Annotated in this window: 16 protein-coding genes; 5 read left to right on the top strand and 11 right to left on the bottom strand. The window is 34.8% G+C overall.

Annotated features, from left to right (window positions below; genetic code table 11):
- Positions 1 to 14 precede the first annotated feature (14 nt).
- The 3 genes from J3U66_RS10195 to galU all read left to right on the top strand — a co-directional run bounded on the left by J3U66_RS10195 (position 15) and on the right by galU (position 2,161).
- Positions 15 to 164, top strand: coding sequence for an entericidin A/B family lipoprotein (locus J3U66_RS10195; protein WP_081297505.1), 150 nt, complete (start codon positions 15 to 17; stop codon positions 162 to 164).
- A gap of 69 nt (positions 165 to 233) precedes the next feature.
- Positions 234 to 737 carry a hypothetical protein gene (locus tag J3U66_RS10190; RefSeq protein ID WP_267348882.1) on the top strand — a complete coding sequence of 168 codons (504 nt, stop codon included), beginning with the start codon at positions 234 to 236 and terminating at the stop codon, positions 735 to 737.
- Between the two features lie 509 nt (positions 738 to 1,246).
- Positions 1,247 to 2,161, top strand: a complete 915-nt coding sequence (gene galU / locus J3U66_RS10185) for a UTP--glucose-1-phosphate uridylyltransferase GalU (protein ID WP_065634107.1) — start codon at positions 1,247 to 1,249, stop codon at positions 2,159 to 2,161.
- A gap of 212 nt (positions 2,162 to 2,373) precedes the next feature.
- Here galU and J3U66_RS10180 read toward each other — a convergent pair whose 3' ends face one another.
- From J3U66_RS10180 to orn, 5 genes are all read right to left on the bottom strand, one after another.
- Positions 2,374 to 3,795, bottom strand: a complete 1,422-nt coding sequence (locus J3U66_RS10180; protein WP_267344543.1) for a cation:dicarboxylate symporter family transporter — start codon at positions 3,793 to 3,795, stop codon at positions 2,374 to 2,376.
- A 189-nt stretch (positions 3,796 to 3,984) separates the two neighbouring features.
- On the bottom strand, positions 3,985 to 5,316 hold the full coding sequence (locus J3U66_RS10175) for a CoA-disulfide reductase (RefSeq protein WP_267348881.1): 1,332 nt from the start codon (positions 5,314 to 5,316) through the stop codon (positions 3,985 to 3,987).
- Between the two features lie 192 nt (positions 5,317 to 5,508).
- Positions 5,509 to 6,486 (bottom strand): ferrochelatase, encoded by a 978-nt coding sequence (hemH, locus tag J3U66_RS10170; RefSeq protein WP_267344546.1) that lies wholly within the window; start codon positions 6,484 to 6,486, stop codon positions 5,509 to 5,511.
- A gap of 14 nt (positions 6,487 to 6,500) precedes the next feature.
- Positions 6,501 to 7,766: a lipid IV(A) 3-deoxy-D-manno-octulosonic acid transferase gene (gene waaA / locus J3U66_RS10165; RefSeq protein WP_267334157.1), complete on the bottom strand. Its 1,266-nt coding sequence runs from the start codon at positions 7,764 to 7,766 to the stop codon at positions 6,501 to 6,503.
- Positions 7,767 to 7,788: 22 nt separating this feature from the next.
- Positions 7,789 to 8,352 carry an oligoribonuclease gene (gene orn / locus J3U66_RS10160; protein WP_267334158.1) on the bottom strand — a complete coding sequence of 188 codons (564 nt, stop codon included), beginning with the start codon at positions 8,350 to 8,352 and terminating at the stop codon, positions 7,789 to 7,791.
- A 79-nt stretch (positions 8,353 to 8,431) separates the two neighbouring features.
- On the opposite strand from orn, the gene rsgA reads away from it, so the two are divergent.
- Complete coding sequence (gene rsgA, locus J3U66_RS10155) at positions 8,432 to 9,460, top strand: small ribosomal subunit biogenesis GTPase RsgA (protein ID WP_267348880.1); 1,029 nt, start codon at positions 8,432 to 8,434, stop codon at positions 9,458 to 9,460.
- A gap of 111 nt (positions 9,461 to 9,571) precedes the next feature.
- Here the strand turns inward: rsgA and J3U66_RS10150 are convergent, their stop codons facing one another.
- Together J3U66_RS10150 and dauA are read right to left on the bottom strand one after the other, a co-directional pair.
- On the bottom strand, positions 9,572 to 10,117 hold the full coding sequence (locus J3U66_RS10150; RefSeq protein ID WP_267334160.1) for an HdeD family acid-resistance protein: 546 nt from the start codon (positions 10,115 to 10,117) through the stop codon (positions 9,572 to 9,574).
- Between the two features lie 184 nt (positions 10,118 to 10,301).
- Positions 10,302 to 11,975, bottom strand: a complete 1,674-nt coding sequence (dauA, locus tag J3U66_RS10145) for a C4-dicarboxylic acid transporter DauA (RefSeq protein ID WP_267334161.1) — start codon at positions 11,973 to 11,975, stop codon at positions 10,302 to 10,304.
- A 279-nt stretch (positions 11,976 to 12,254) separates the two neighbouring features.
- Between dauA and J3U66_RS10140 the strand changes: the two genes are divergently transcribed.
- A complete protein-coding gene (locus tag J3U66_RS10140) occupies positions 12,255 to 13,613 on the top strand; it encodes a histidine-type phosphatase (protein ID WP_267348878.1) in 1,359 nt (452 codons plus the stop codon).
- A gap of 105 nt (positions 13,614 to 13,718) precedes the next feature.
- Here J3U66_RS10140 and dtd read toward each other — a convergent pair whose 3' ends face one another.
- The 4 genes from dtd to rpsT all read right to left on the bottom strand — a co-directional run bounded on the left by dtd (position 13,719) and on the right by rpsT (position 16,041).
- Entirely contained in the window at positions 13,719 to 14,153 is a 435-nt protein-coding gene (dtd, locus tag J3U66_RS10135; RefSeq protein WP_267334163.1) for a D-aminoacyl-tRNA deacylase, read from the bottom strand.
- 8 nt (positions 14,154 to 14,161) lie between these two features.
- The gene (locus J3U66_RS10130; protein WP_267334164.1) at positions 14,162 to 15,004 is read right to left on the bottom strand and encodes a virulence factor BrkB family protein; all 843 of its coding nucleotides are present in this window, start codon (positions 15,002 to 15,004) and stop codon (positions 14,162 to 14,164) included.
- 5 nt (positions 15,005 to 15,009) lie between these two features.
- Positions 15,010 to 15,657 (bottom strand): SPOR domain-containing protein, encoded by a 648-nt coding sequence (locus J3U66_RS10125; RefSeq protein WP_267348876.1) that lies wholly within the window; start codon positions 15,655 to 15,657, stop codon positions 15,010 to 15,012.
- Positions 15,658 to 15,777: 120 nt separating this feature from the next.
- Positions 15,778 to 16,041 (bottom strand): 30S ribosomal protein S20, encoded by a 264-nt coding sequence (rpsT, locus tag J3U66_RS10120; RefSeq protein ID WP_065634119.1) that lies wholly within the window; start codon positions 16,039 to 16,041, stop codon positions 15,778 to 15,780.
- Positions 16,042 to 16,184 lie beyond the last annotated feature (143 nt).

Here is a 16,184-nt window from a genome sequence, read left to right as displayed (position 1 = left end):
GAAAGGAGTATCAAATGTTGCAAAAAATGTTAATTATTGTGTTCGGTCTTGTAATGACAACATTAGTTACTGGATGTAATACAGTAAATGGTGTAGGTAAAGATGTGCAATCTGGCGGTAAAGCTATTTCAAATACTGCTGAAAAAGTTAGCGATAAAATGTAAATAAGACAAAGTAGTCTATTTGCAAGGTAAATGTGAAAACGGTTATTTTGTGAATATACTTAAGTAAAAATGAAGCGTCTTATTATTTTCGTCGTGTTTTTTTTACTTGTTGGGTGTGGTTCATTAAATTTTCGAACTGCACCCTCAGTTATGCATAATTGCCAATACTCAACTCGCGCAGGCGTTGAGTTTTCGTTAAATTTACTTCCTTCCAATAAAAAAAGTTACCAATCAATTTATATCGCGCAAAGTCGTGCTAGTAAGCATTTATCTTCAAGTTATGCAGGTATAAAAGGCAAGTTAACCGATCAGATTTTTACACGTAATTATCCTAAGGAAACTTTTTGGCGAACACAAAGTTTATTAGATAGGGCTACCTTGTATGATGATGGTTACGATGATCTTTATATTAGCCCTGCACAAAAACAAGAACGCGATCGCAAAGCAAAATTTGTTGTTAGACAAGCAGTTTTACAAAATTGCCAAATTGTTTATATTGCTATTGATTCTTTAGCCAAAGATAAAGATAACCCTTTATTAATTGAGTCTAATGAGATATCGATAAATAAATAGGCATTATATGAGAGAACAAAATTCATTGCGATATTTGTTAATCGACTGATAATAGGTTTTGCTTGGTTGACCTTATTTTATATCGTATTTGAGTAATTTTTTGTGAAATTGGGTTGCATTCTTACTTTATATTAATCATCTAATTCTCTCATTGGTTATCGTTGGATTTTTTCGCTAGCATCAAATGGTGATTTGTTCTTATTTAAGATAAACGATAATGGTGTCTATTGCTTGTTAAGCTGAAATAAGCCTTTGCTAATTTTGTTAAATATTTTTAGATTAATCTAAGATGTTTTATTGATATCTAATACCGTTCTGACTGATTTTGTATTACAATCTAAAACCAAAGTGGCTTATCTAATATCAAATTTTGTAGCAATAATTTATTTGAGTATTTCGATTGCTTGTATGCTAAAGTTTATACCAATCAAAAATACCTTTGTTAATCGCTGTTATAGTATTTATAGCTATAACAGCGTTGTCAGTTAATTTGTTTTTAAGGAAATAAAATGACACTAAATTTTGAACCATCAGTAAATGGAAAAGTAAAAAAAGCAGTTATCCCTGTTGCAGGACTTGGTACTCGCATGTTGCCTGCGACTAAAGCCATCCCTAAAGAAATGCTGCCTGTTGTGGATAGACCACTTATTCAATATGTCGTTAAAGAATGTATTTCAGCTGGAATCACAGAAATTATTTTTGTAACGCACTCATCAAAAAATTCTATCGAAAATCATTTTGATACAAGTTTTGAATTAGAAGCTATGCTAGAAGCGCGCGTTAAACGTCAATTACTCCAAGAAGTGCAAGGTATTTTGCCAAAAAATGTGACGATAACCAGTGTTCGTCAGGGTTTAGCTAAAGGGCTTGGTCATGCAGTATTATGCGCTTACCCTTTAGTTGGCGATGAGCCATTTGCGGTCGTGTTACCGGATGTAATTATTGATGAATATGATAGTGATCTTAGTACAGACAATTTAGCAGCGATGATTAATAACTATCATGAAACCAAACGTAGTCAAATCATGGTCGAACCAGTGCCAAAAGAGTTAGTCTCTTCTTATGGTATTGTCGATTGTCGTGGTGAAGCGCTATTAGCAGGCAATACTGCTCAGATGTATAGTGTAGTTGAAAAACCGACCATTGACGCTGCGCCTTCTAATCAATCAGTTGTAGGACGTTATGTATTATCTGAAAAAATCTGGCCATTACTTGCTAAAACGCCTTTAGGAGCTGGTGGTGAAATTCAATTAACCGACGCTATTGCAATGTTACTAGAAGAAGATCCGGTTGATGCTTATTGTATAAAAGGTCGTAGCCATGATTGCGGTAATAAATTAGGTTATGTTCAAACTTTTGTGCAATACGCAATGCGTCACAAAAGTTTAGGTAATGATGTAAAAGCTTGGCTTAAAACGCTTTAATGTTTTTACTGTCATTAATCGATTATAAGAAAGGTGCACTTCGCACCTTTTTTATTTTCAATTTATTCAATGAGATGTATACAATTTGTAAATTTTTAACCTAAATGATTATTTATAGTCTACTCCACTTTATCATTAGTGTGATTTGTTAAAATGTTGATTGTGTTTATCTCAGCTGACATTTAGCTTACTATTTAATAATAGCAACTTAATTAGGCATCTGTTGATTCATTTTCAAGTGTCACATTAGGATCATTATATACGTTCAAGTCCATCAAACCTACTTCACGATCAGTGGCAATCGCCGCGGTCATTGCACCAGATACATTGGCTAAAGTTCTGGCCATATCAATAATTGGATCAACAGCAAGGACCATACCAATCAACGGAAAATACTCAGCCATGCCCATTCCAGATAATACGACAGTTGCCGCAACGGTTGCGGTGCCAGGAATACCCGCAATACCGATTGAACCAATCACAACGACAATCACTAACATAATATAAAATTGAATATTAGTATCAATACCAACCATATGTGCAACCATGACTGCGAGTAATGCTGGAAAAAAGCCAGCACAGCCGTTCATCCCCATTGTACTACCAAGCGAGCAGACTAAATTAGCTGTACCGGTATTAACCCCCATTCTGACAGTTAATGTAGAAATTGTCATGGGTAATGTGCCAACAGATGACCGGCTGGTAAAGGCTAATAGCCATGTACCCAACGCTTTTTTGATAAACGTTATTGGTGATATACCATGCGTTAATACAATAGCAACATGCACAATTAGCATAATTAAGGTCGCAACATAAATGGCAACGACAAAACTGGAAACTTGAATAATAGCCGGTATACCATTAGAAATGATGGTACGGGCAAGTAAAGCTATTACCGCGTAAGGCATGTATTTTATTACTGTCATAGCAATTGACATGACAATTTTGTATAGCGCTTCGATAAATGTTTTAAATAGTTCGATTGGTTTAGGATTTTTCTTTTCCATTCGATTGGCAGCAAGTCCCATCAAAGCAGAAAAGATGACTAAACCAACAATATTTTCTTTAACCATTGAGGCGATAATGTTACTGGGTATTAGGTTGATAAACGTATCAATTATATTGGTATATTGTTTTGCTTGAGCTTGAAGTTCTGATGCTTTGCTCATTTCACCGAGGGAAAATAGGTTGGCAAGTATAATACCCACCAAACAAGCGATAGCCGTAGTAAAGAGTAACCAAAAGATACCTCTAAAAGCAATCTGAGGGAGATTGTCTTTTCCGGAGAAATCAATGATGACTTTAACGATGGATACAAAGATGAGTGGAATAACTAGCATACGAATAAAGGCAATAAATGCACGCCCAAAAAGACCATACCATGTTGCTGTTTCTTGCATCCAAACACTTGATGTATCAGGAAATCCAGCAGCAGCTTGGATGCCTAAACCAAGTACTGCGCCAAGTATTAATCCGACTAACATACGAATCGAAAAATTGACTTTTCGGTTTTGTAATGGCCTCATTACAGCAAAAAAGCAGACAAGTAAAAGTCCAATTCCAATTAAGGTTTGGTAATGAGTTATGGATAAGAACTTTTCAAAAAAAGTTCCTTGAAAAATGGCATCTGACATAGTTGAACCTCGCCTTTGCTGATAAATTTAATTATCAAATAAAAAATGTAAATATATCGGTTATAAAATAAATTTCTGATTTAATTAATCTATCAATGGGTATATTTCAGTATTGTGTTAACTTTAATTGAATATTAATCGCTAATTTGCAATATAGTTGTTCGATAACCCTGATTGATTATGTATTCGCTATTTTGCGATGGATCCTGCGATATTTAAAACATCCCATGGCCTAGAAAAAGGAGGAGCATATAAAAAATCCAACATAGTTAATTCATCAATGGTCATTTTTGCCCATATTGCTGTTGCTAACACATTGACTCTTAACGCTGCTCCAACCCCCCCGGCAATTTGTCCACCTAAAATAATACGAGTTTCGGCATGATAAATTAGTTTAGCGGTTATGCTGGTTTGCCCAGCAACGTAGTTGCTATGGTTTTTATCTTTTACTACAACGGTTTTATAGGCAATGGCTGCTTTTTTAGCATCATTTTCTGTAATACCTGTTCGACCAGCTTCAATATCAAACACTTTTAATGCTGATGTACCTAAGGTTCCAGGAAATTGACAGTGTCCGCCGGCTAAATTTTCACCTACAACTTTGCCAAGTTTATTTGCTCCGGTCGCTAATGGAATATAGACCATATCATGGCTAACCTTGTGATAAAGTGCGGCACAATCGCCTGCTGCATAGATGTCACAAATATTGGTTTGGCCTAACGCATCAGTAATAATCGCACCATTTTTTAAGGTACTAATCCCTAAATTGTTATAAATGCTGCTATTGGGTTTTACACCTGTTGCAATAATAACCATATCGGCTGGGTACTGGTCTTTATCGGTTATCACGTGGGTGACTTTATCTTGTCCACCAAAACCTAGTACTTTTTCTTGTAAATGTAAATCGCAATATTGCTTGATATTTTCAGCTATGATATCGGTAATTTGCGCATCGAATGCATCAACTAATACTCTATCATCCAATTGAATCAACTTAACTTTTTTGTTTAATGCAACAAGTGATTCGACCAATTCTAGTCCAATATAACCAGCTCCAACCACAATAATATTGTTAACTTGAGCATCATTTAGCGTTTTTTTAATTGCTTGACCATCATAGAGATCACGAAGTGTAAAAATATTTTTGAGTTTATCATTTGAAAATGGTGGAATGATTGGACTTGCACCCACCGCTAAAAGTAATTTGTCGTAAGTGTCTTCAAAACAGTGTCCATTAGTCAGATCTTTTATCTTCAATTTTTTAGATAGAGTATCTATTGCAACAACTTCATGAAGAATTTTTATGTCAATACCGTCTTTTTCGAACTGTTGGGGTGTTCGTGATATCATTTCGTTGGCATCACTAAAGTGATCACCAATAAAGTAGGGTAAACCACAAGCACCAAACGATACGATATCGGATTTTTCATAAATACGGATAGTTGCCTCGGGATTGATTCTTTTCGCTTTTGCTGCGGCACTTGCTCCAGCTGCTTGAGCACCGATAATAATTATTTTCATCTATTTTTCCTTACTGCTAATAATATTGATATTTATTATCCTACCACACGTTAAATCAAATATTGTTGGCCGCTCATTATTTCGCATTAATTGTAATCAATTTCGAATTTATAATTGAAGCATATATGCGTTTTAAGTGATTAGCCTTTTGATTAGTGGTTATGATTAATGTTTAACATTATGTCGACTAATTTAGGTTAAAGGATAGGTTTTATCACAATTAACCAAACTTTTTATTAATTCAATATGTAAACGAGAATCATTTAGTGCTGGAATATAATAGAATTGTTTACCACCAGATTGTAGAAATATTTGCCGATTTTCATCATCGATTTCGTATAGGGTTTCAATACAATCAGCGGAAAAGCCAGGGCACATGACTTGTACATGTTTGATACCAGTATTCGCTAGATTTTGTAGGATATCACTGGTGTTAGGTTCGACCCATTTTCCTTTACCAAATTTCGATTGATAAGCCATCTGAATTGATAAATCAAGACCACTTTGATGACATTTTTTTATCAATAATTCGGTAGTGAGTTGACAACGCTCAATATAATCTTCTTGACGTCTTTTGCGGTAACGTTCAGGAATACCATGATAAGAAAGTAGTAATACTTCCGGCTTTCCATTTTTTAAAATTGCCTGTTCAATTTGTGTATAAAGCGCGTGAATATAACATGGATTGTCAGCATAATCGCGAATATAGTTAATATTATTAAAATGACTATCACGTTTAATCATCTGTTTTAATTTATCCAATACTGCAAGCGTTGTCGTGGTAGAGTATTGTGGGAACAAGGGTAATACAGTAATTTTATTGCATGATTTAAGATTATTGAGTGCCGACTGCATATCGGGTTGAGCATAAGTCATTGCCAGCTCGCAGTGAGTTTCTGGTAGCTCATGTTGTAACTTGTCACATAATAATTGACTGTAGTGGAGTAAAGGCGAGCAGTTATTGACCCATATTTTTTTATAGTGATTTATAATATAGGGAACACGTTTGGGTAATATTAGATATTTTAAAATGGGATACCATAACAAATAAGGCAAATCGACCACATGCTTGTCCAATAAAAACTCTGTTAAATATTGTTTTATTGCATCTGGTGTTAATTTGCTAGGTGTGCCTAGATTCACTAATAATAAGCCTTGTTTTTTATCCACAAATCACCCTTCGATTAACAGAGATAATGGTTAATAATAGCAAGTAACTTAGCTAAAGCACCTTGATTTTGTTTTAACACATAGTGTGCTTTTTCGCCAATTTGCTTGCAGTGAGTTGGGTTAGTTAATAAATTATCAACGAATAAAGCCAATTTATTGGCTGAACTATCACTAATAATCATTGCATTATCAGCAATGAGCTGTTCACAAATAACGTTGAAATTAAAATAGTGCTCTCCGCTGATAATAGGAATATGGTGTAAAGCGGGTTCTAATGGATTATGTCCACCGTGTTTGACGAAACTACCTCCAACTACGGCAATATCGGCAATACCATAAAGCACCATTAACTCTCCCATTGTATCGCCTAAAATTATTTGTGTTTGGGGCGTTGGTATTTGTTGATTACTGCGTTTGATGTAATTAAAACCTTCATCATTAATTAACTTTTCAACAGTATTAAAACGTTCAGGATGACGGGGTACTAAAATTAATAAAAGATTAGCGTGTTTTTGCAGTAATAGTTTAAAGGCAGATAAGATAATTTCATCTTCACCAGTATGTGTACTTGCTGCAATTAATACCGGTCGATTTAATTGCCATTGTTGTTTTAATGCGATTATTTGTTGTTGCTGTTGATTTGTTAAGTTGATATCAAACTTGATACTGCCGGTGATGGACAAATGTTCTTTTGGCAAGCCTAGCGATATAAAACGCTCGCCATCTTGATGATTTTGTACCGCGACAGTACTAATTTTAGCCAATAAGTGGCTAATCGTTTTTCCTAACTTAGCATACCTTTTAGCCGATCGCTCTGACAACCTAGCATTGGCAATAATCACTGGGATATGGCGTTTATAGCACTGGGATATCAAATTGGGCCAAAGTTCTGTTTCCATAATAATCACCAATTTAGGTGATACGATTTTAAGAAATCGATGTAATGCACAAGGTAGATCGTAAGGCAAATAGACATGGCTGACACTATCTTTTAATAATGATTTTACTTGTTCTGAACCCGTTGGCGTCATTGTAGTAACAGTAATAGGTAAATCGGGATATCGCTGCTGTAACGCTTTTACTAGCGGAATGGCGGCAATGGTTTCACCAACAGATACGGCATGAACTAAAATGCCATTTGGTTTGACTTTGTGTTTACAAAAACCATAGCGTTCTAACCAACGTTTGCGATAAGCTGGTGCTTTACGGCTACGCCACAGTAATTTTATCCATATTAATGGTTGGATAATATATAACAGGACATTATATAGAATTTGCATAACAATTATCCAACATGTCTAATTATTGGGTTACATTAAAAAAATACTTACGATAATAAGTAAGTTCAGCAATTGAGTCGCGTATATCATCAAGCGCTTGGTGTGTACTTTGTTTACTTATTCCTTTTAATATCTCAGGTTTCCAACGTTTGGCTAACTCTTTAATAGTGCTGACATCTAAATAACGATAATGAAAGTAACGTTCTAAATTAGGCATGTAATTAAATAAAAAACGACGATCTTGTGCAATAGTGTTGCCACAAATGGGGGAGCAGTTTTCTGGTACCCATTGTTTTAAAAATTCGATGGTCTGTTGTTCTGCTTGCTGTTCATTGATTTGACTTTGACGAACGCGTTCAATTAAACCTGATTTTCCATGGGTATTTTTGTTCCAATCGTCCATCAGCGCCAGTTGTTCATCGGATTGATGTACGGCAATAACAGGACCTTCAGCAACAATGTTGAGATCTGAATCAGTCACAATTGTGGCGATTTCGATGATGCGATCAACAGTGGGATTCAGACCTGTCATTTCAAGGTCAATCCAGATAAGATTATTACTGTTAACTTGTGATGATGTAGTCATAATATGTCATAGAAATTTTCTTTTTAATGCTGACTAGTGTAGCATAACTGTCAAACTGTTTTAGTAAAAATTATTGACTGTGGCAAAAAATCAATTATCTCAAAATCAAAAAAGACGCATGGCTGCGAAACATCAACAACGTTTAGCCATAAAGTCAGATGAAAACTTAGCCAACTTCACGTCACCAAGTGATGGTGTGGTTGTTAGCCGTTTTGGTAAGTCTGCGGATGTGGAGGATAGTTTAGGCAAAATTTGTCGATGTAGTATTCGTCGAACTTTACCTTCATTGGTGACTGGCGATAAAGTGGTTTGGCGTGAAAGTTTAGAGCCAAATACCAATGGTATTATCGAGGCTGTTTATCCTCGCCATTCAGAGTTGGTTCGTCCTGATTTTTATGATGGTGTTAAGCCGGTCGCTGCGAATGTCGATCAAATCGTCATTATCTCAGCTGTTTTGCCTGAATTATCGCTTAATATCATTGATCGCTATTTAGTTGCTTGTGAGGCAACAGACATCACGCCAATTATTGTGTTAAACAAGATTGATTTGCTTACTGATTCACAACGTAAAGACGTTGAAAGTCAATTAGCCATATATCACCAAATTGGTTATCAGGTGCTTTTTGTTTCTTGTCAAGATCAGCAGGGCATTATAGCGTTACAACAGACCTTACAAAATAAGGTATCTATTTTAGTTGGGCAGTCAGGGGTGGGAAAATCAAGTATTATTAACTTATTATTACCTCATCAATCGCAATTTGCACTCACAGGCGATGTTTCAGAAATATCTGGGCTTGGTCAACATACCACCACGTCAACGAGGTTATATCATCTGCCTAATGGTGGCGACATTATTGATTCTCCAGGTATTCGTGAGTTTGGTTTGTGGCATTTAGAGCCTGAGCAGGTTATAAATGGTTTCAAAGAATTTGCGGATTATTTAGGGGGATGCCAATTTCGTGATTGTGATCATTTAACAACACCAGGTTGTTTATTGCAACAAGCAGTTATTGATAAAAAAATAGCCCCTTCAAGGCTTGATAACTATCATCGAATTTTACAATCCATGAAAGAAGTCAAAGCAAAAACGAATAAAAATTACAAATAGTTATTTGGTTGTATTTGTTAAACATCAATTATAAGGTGTGACATCATTGTAGTGAAAGTTGTTGCTCACATAATTTATACACTAAGTTAGTGAGCAACTTTTGCGTTTAAACTATCGATTTTTAAGTGCAAAACCAATTGCTACATATGCCCAACCTTGGAATATAAGATCAATACCTAAAAACATGCCTAATACCCAAAGGCTGTTATATGGCCAACCTGCAAGTATCATAAATCCTAAAATTAATGTGATGATTCCTGAGGTTAAAACCCATCCCCAGCGTGGTAAATAGCGGTTGTTCATTGCCGCAAAGATTTGAGTAAAGCCACTCATAATCAGTAGAATAGAAACCACTAATGTTAACGCTGATGATACAGCGATAGGTTGGAAAAATGACATTAAACCAATAAAAATATATAAAACGCCCATTACAGCCCATAACGCTGATTGTCCAAAACCTTTAATATTAAAAGAGTGTACTGCTTGAGCAATACCTGCAATTAAAATTAATGTTCCAATAAAATACACTGAAAAGACAGTTGCGACGAATTGATAACCTAGTGCTAAACATCCTAACACGATTAAAATTATACCAACTAAAATAAACCAGTTTGATTTTTGTTTGAGATTATTAATATTGTTTAAATCAGTTATCATATGCATTTCCTATATTGTCATGATTAATTTATGTTGTTGGGTATATGCCTATCAATAATTTTGCCAATAACGATTGACGAAAAAAGATAAGCTATTACAGTTTAATACAATATACACAACAATGATTAGGGTTGAGTTTTGTTGTGTTTTTTATAGCGTTAATATAATAAAACTAAATATAAAATTATTCTTTATCTTTCAGTGCTTCATCAAGTGTTGAGAAAAACATCAATTTATTTGGAACAGGTACAATTTTAGCTCTCGCTATTGTTTTTAGCGGCTGAAATTGTAATTCACAAATTGATAAATCAACCTGTTTTGGTAATTCATCAATAAAATGAATTAATGCATTTAATCCACCAGCATCAAGAATAGGCACCGCATCCCATTGTAATACAATATGCTCATAGCCATTTATTTTCTGGTAAATTTCCGAAAAGGTGCGCTCAGCAGCGGCAAAAAATAGTGGTCCATTAATGCGGAGAACTAATGTTTTTTCATTGGTTCGATTGATTTCAACCAAACGTGTCATATGTGCAATGCGACGCATAAATAGAATTGAAGCTAAGACTATGCCAAGTGTTATAGCAATCACCATATCAAATAATACGGTTAAAGACATACAAATAAGCATAATCAAAATATCATCTTTAGGTGCGCGTTTAATGATATAAATTACGCGTTGTACTGCGCTCATATTCCACGCCACGATTAATAATAATGCTGCCATTGCTGAAAGCGGGATATAAGATAAAAGTGGAGCAAAGCAGATAAGCGCTAATAAAACAATGATTGAATGTAGCATTGCAGCAACAGGGGATGTCGCACCCGCTTTGACATTGGCGGCAGAACGTGCGATAGCTGCTGTTGCTGAAATTCCACCAAAAAATGGCGCAATGATATTTCCCAATCCTTGACCGATCAATTCACTATTGGAATGATGTTTGGTATGAGTCATTTCATCTAATACTACAGCGCAAAGCAGTGATTCAATAGCACATAACATCGCCATAGTGAGTGAAATGGGGAGCAGCGCGGAGAGCGTAGACCAGTCTAAATTAAAATCCGTATATTGCCATGGCAAAATGAATTCAGGTAACACCGATGGAATGCCATGACCAATACTATTGTCGGCTAACGTATAAGTGAATCGAGAACCGATGGTTTCAATTTGATAACCAAATTGTTTAAAAATAAACATAACGGCAATACCAGCAATTAAGGCAGGTAAATGACCTGATATTTTTACTCGAAATTTTGGCCAGACAATTAAGACAATTAATGTCACGATTCCAACTAGGGTATCGGCTATGTTGATAGTGGGTAATGTTTTTGCTAATTCAATGACCTTTGTAATGTAATTTTCGGGCATGTGTTCGAGTGTTAAGCCAAAAAAATCTTTGATCTGCATGGTGGCAATAGTAATTGCAATACCAGATGTAAAACCTAAAACCACGGGTAGAGGAATATATTCAATTAATCGACCTAATCTTACAACGCCCATTAAAATTAGAAAAAAACCGGATAATAGTGTCGCTACTAATAATCCAGCTAATCCATATTGTAACGAAACTGGATATAAAATAACAACGAAAGCAGCAGTTGGACCCGAAACGCTATAACGCGATCCGCCTGTTAATGCAATGACTAATCCTGCAATAATTGCCGTATAAAGTCCATGTTGAGGCGGTACACCACTGGCAATAGCTAGTGCCATTGCTAGCGGAATTGCAATAATACCAACTGTAATGCCTGCAATAAGGTCTTTAAAAAAGCGAGTGAGGTTATAAGGGGTTGTTATACATGCCGAAATGAAAGCACAACAAATTTTAGTACCAGTAAATCCATATAATTTCATTAGTTTTTTTATCAATTAAGCAAAGGTTATTTTTAATGGGTAATAAGATAATCCTTTTTACAAAAATTAAAAAGAGATGACTTAAAATAATAATCTGTTTTTTGACCTTGCCATTTATAATAGGTAGAATAAAAATTAAATGATTTAATTCGACTGATCACAATACTATCTGAAACATTCAATTTGGCTACATTATAATTAAACGTTTATTGTGTTATATAAGTTAATTTTTTACTGAGAAGTTTGGTAAATAGATATTTAATTGTCAGGAGTATTTTTATGGATTATGCCAAAAAAATTTGTGCTCTGTGTTTATTTGCCTTTTCTTGTATGGGATTTGCCGAACAGCAAATAGCGGCAGGATCTAAAACTGCATATCATTTTGATTCGAAATACACATACACACCAGCGCCTGATGGTTACGATGCTTTTTATATTGATCATGTTGGGCGGCATGGATCGCGTTATATTAGCAAATCAAAATATGAAGATATTGCCTACCAAACTTTATTAATCGCTGAAAATAAGGGTCAGTTGACGCATCTTGGTAAAGATTTGCTTGACCAAATTAGCCGTATTACACAATTGAATAAAGGCCATTATGGCGCTCTAACCGATCTGGGACGACAAAATATTCGTTTAATCAGTCAGCGGATGTTGAATAATTATCCTTCTGTTTTTAAAGGTCAGAAAATTGAGGTTATCTCTTCAAGTTCACCCAGAGCTAAAGAGACAGCAAACATTTTTGTTGAAGCTTTTCATTCAAAATATCCTCAAATCAACGTCACGCAACAGCAAGAAGATCAACAAACATTATTGCGTTTTTTCGAGTATTCCCCCGCTTATGAGGAATTTAAACAAAGTAAAAAAGTGAAAAATGCAATAAAATTGATTGAAAATATGCCAGATTCATGGGAGATGGGGTACCATTTTTTACACCGAATTTTTAGTGATGAGTTTATCCAAAAACATTTAGATAAAGGTCTTGAAATTAATGAAAATTCATCCATAAAATCAATGGATTTTGTTATTGCAGTTTATCAGTTGTATCAAGAATTACCCGCTTTTTCTCCACAATTATTAGCAGAAAATCATGTGGATCTTAATTCATTTTTTCATGAAGATGAAAAAACACAATTTAATAATATCGTTACTGTAAAAAATTATCTACAAATAGGTCCAGCCTTTGATGCAAATGGTATTCAGATTAAAATAGCTGCACCTTTACTATGGGATATGTTAAATACAGCAGATTTTGCTATAAAGAATAATAATATTGACGCTAATTTGCGTTTTGCCCATGCCGAAACCGTATCGCCTTTGGCGACTTTACTTGAAATAGAAGGGACTGCAACAGTTGCAAATCCGATAGTACAATATCCTTTGGTTTGGCAGGCAGATAAAATTATTCCTATGATGGCAAATATTCAATGGATTTTTTATAAAAGTAAAAAAGTAGATCAACCGATACTGGTAAAGATTCTGTTAAATGAGCAGGAAGTGCATCTTCCTGTCAAAACTGAACATTATCCTTACTACTATTGGGAAGATGTAAAACAATATTATCTTACTAAGCTAAATAAATTAGGTTTATCCCCTCAAGCATCAGCAATAGATATGTTAAAAAATTTAAGATGATTATAAAGGTGATAAATAATAATTTTACTGAAATTGTTTATTCGTCTTTTACGGTAAAATAATTCACTTTTTAGTTAATCTATTTGTTGAGGCATGAATAATATTTTAAGTCTGTAACCAAAAAGTAACCGGACCATCATTAATCAATGATACTTGCATATTGGCAGCAAATTGCCCAGTTTGGGTATTAATTTGTTTTTTACATTGCTCGACAAAAAATTGATAGAGTTTATTGGCTTCGTCGGGTTTTGCTCCCTTAGTAAAACTAGGTCGCATTCCCTTTTGGGTATCAGCAGCAAGTGTAAATTGAGAAACAACTAATACCTCACCTTTAGCTTGCTGAACATTCAAATTCATTTTTCCCTCACTATCGCTGAAAATACGATAGCCTAGAACTTTTTCACATAATCGAGTGGCTTTTTGTTGATCATCACCTTGCTCAACACCTAATAAAATAAGTAGGCCATGGTTGATTTGTCCAATAATTTGTTTATCAACAGTAACACTGGCTTGCGTAACGCGTTGTATTAAGGCAATCATAGATTTTATTATTCCACTTGAGACTGATTTTCAATAGATTGTTTTTGTTGGCGGTTATAGTCAGTCAATGTCGCGGCAAACTCTGCACCAAATAGCACAATACACCATGAACAGTAAATCCAAACCAACATAATAGGTATCGAAGATACCACACCATAAATCAATTGATAGGTAGGAAAAGAGCTAACATAAAGTGAAAATGCTCGCTTTCCTATTTCAAATAAGACTGCAGCGACGATTGCGCCAATAAATGACTCTTTAAAAGGGACAGATTCGGTAGGAATAATACTATAAAGTAACCAAAAACCAATAACAGAAATAAGAAATGGTAAAATGCTAATTAGTAGGTTACTGGTTATCGCTGTAGAAATCCATTTTAACGAAAAAATATATGAACTTATCGCTACGCTACTGCCAGCCAAAATAGGGCCTAAGGTTAATATTGTCCAATAAATGGTTATATTATAAATTAATGAGCGTTTGCGTTTTGTTTTCCAAATATGATTGAGAGCTGTGTTAATTGAATTGATCAATAATAACGATGTGACAATTAGTCCGATTATCCCAACCACAGTCATTTTCTTTGTATTGGCAATAAACTGTTCCAGATAGTTTTGGATAGTGTCACTGGCTGTTGGTACTAAATTACTATAAATTAACTGCTTCAATGATCGACTCACTTCACTAAACATTGGAAAAGCAGACAGTAAAGAAAAGATTACCGTAATCAATGGTACTAGTGCAAGTATCGTGGTATAAGCTAACCCTGCAGATGATGTCGTTAAACGGTCATGGTTGATCCGCCACCATAACATTTTTGAGAACAGTTGTATGTGCTTAAATGTTTTCATCGTTTTTATTTGTTAGAAACAACACAATTGTTAATACCACTACTGAGTAACGAGCTCATCGTTTTATCAGCCTCATTTTTGTTGGTAAAAGGTCCGACAGTCACACGATACAGTTGACCTGCAGAAATATTACCACTTATTCCTGTCATAGCAAGTTTGGCTCTTAGTGTATCAGCATTAGCTTTATCTTTAAAAGCTCCACATTGTAGTGACCATTTATTTGAGGTATTCACTATTTGACTTGTTTGTGATGGGGCTGAAGTCGTTGTTATTTGTGTGTTAGCATTATTCGTGTTATTGGTATTTTGTGTAGTTGTAACAGGACGTGAATTATTGACAAAACTATCGAGAATTTGTTGTCGTTCACTTGCAACAGAATTTGTTTGAGCGTTAGAGCTAGCATTTGGCGTTTCTAACTCTTTTAAATATGTCCATCTTTCTTGGGGTTGTTCTGGTAACGTGATTGCCGGAGGTTGAGTTTTCGCTTTGGGCTGTTCAGTAATTTGCGTAGGTTTATTATTTGAAACAAAGTAGAGAATAGCAGAGAACAGAATAATAATGATAATAGCTAATAATATCATTAAATTAGGCATATTTCGTGACTTATTTTTTTTAGATTGGCTCTTTTTTCTCACATAATCACGCTGAACCACAATAAACTCTCTTTGTTTTTATTTGTTATTGATAAATGATTAGCACATAAATAAAAAAAGTGGTTTTCACCACTTTTTGCTAGGTTCTTAATTAACTATAGTAACTAACAGAATAAAGTATTAAGCTAATGCTTTTATCTGTTTGATTAAATTCGCTTTATGACGTGCTGCTTTGTTTTTGTGGATTAGACCACGAGCCGCTTGACGGTCAATAACTGCTTGCATGTCTTTAAATGCTACTTCAGCTGTTTGTTTATCACCAGCTGCAACAGCTGCGTAAACTTTTTTAATATAAGTACGCATCATTGAACGGTTACTAGCATTATGTTTACGGCGTTTTTCGGATTGAACCGCACGTTTCTTAGCTGATTTGATATTAGCCAAAGTCAACTCCCAAATTTAGAAAAATTAGATATTAATAAGGCGGCAAAATATGCCTGATTTTCTTTCTTTTGTCAATGCTGTTAGATAAAAAAATTTTGTGGCTTTTCGATTAAGTATTTAACGTAAATGTTTACTATTTAAGC

Origin of the sequence: Gilliamella sp. B2969 (genome assembly GCF_026536195.1) — a bacterium.
Lineage (GTDB): Bacteria > Pseudomonadota > Gammaproteobacteria > Enterobacterales > Orbaceae > Gilliamella.
The sequence above is the reverse complement of the archived record's forward strand: the minus strand, read 5'-3'. Positions and strand labels throughout refer to the sequence as shown.

Bases quoted from the DNA above. Each gene is read 5' to 3' on its own strand.
- J3U66_RS10195 (WP_081297505.1), top strand. From the start codon at position 15: ATGTTGCAAAAAATGTTAATTATTGTGTTCGGTCTTGTAATGACAACA.
- J3U66_RS10190 (WP_267348882.1), top strand. From the start codon at position 234: ATGAAGCGTCTTATTATTTTCGTCGTGTTTTTTTTACTTGTTGGGTGT.
- galU (WP_065634107.1), top strand. From the start codon at position 1,247: ATGACACTAAATTTTGAACCATCAGTAAATGGAAAAGTAAAAAAAGCA.
- J3U66_RS10180 (WP_267344543.1), bottom strand. From the start codon at position 3,795: ATGTCAGATGCCATTTTTCAAGGAACTTTTTTTGAAAAGTTCTTATCC.
- J3U66_RS10175 (WP_267348881.1), bottom strand. From the start codon at position 5,316: ATGAAAATAATTATTATCGGTGCTCAAGCAGCTGGAGCAAGTGCCGCA.
- waaA (WP_267334157.1), bottom strand. From the start codon at position 7,766: ATGCAAATTCTATATAATGTCCTGTTATATATTATCCAACCATTAATA.
- orn (WP_267334158.1), bottom strand. From the start codon at position 8,352: ATGACTACATCATCACAAGTTAACAGTAATAATCTTATCTGGATTGAC.
- J3U66_RS10150 (WP_267334160.1), bottom strand. From the start codon at position 10,117: ATGATAACTGATTTAAACAATATTAATAATCTCAAACAAAAATCAAAC.
- dauA (WP_267334161.1), bottom strand. From the start codon at position 11,975: ATGAAATTATATGGATTTACTGGTACTAAAATTTGTTGTGCTTTCATT.
- J3U66_RS10140 (WP_267348878.1), top strand. From the start codon at position 12,255: ATGGATTATGCCAAAAAAATTTGTGCTCTGTGTTTATTTGCCTTTTCT.
- dtd (WP_267334163.1), bottom strand. From the start codon at position 14,153: ATGATTGCCTTAATACAACGCGTTACGCAAGCCAGTGTTACTGTTGAT.
- J3U66_RS10130 (WP_267334164.1), bottom strand. From the start codon at position 15,004: ATGAAAACATTTAAGCACATACAACTGTTCTCAAAAATGTTATGGTGG.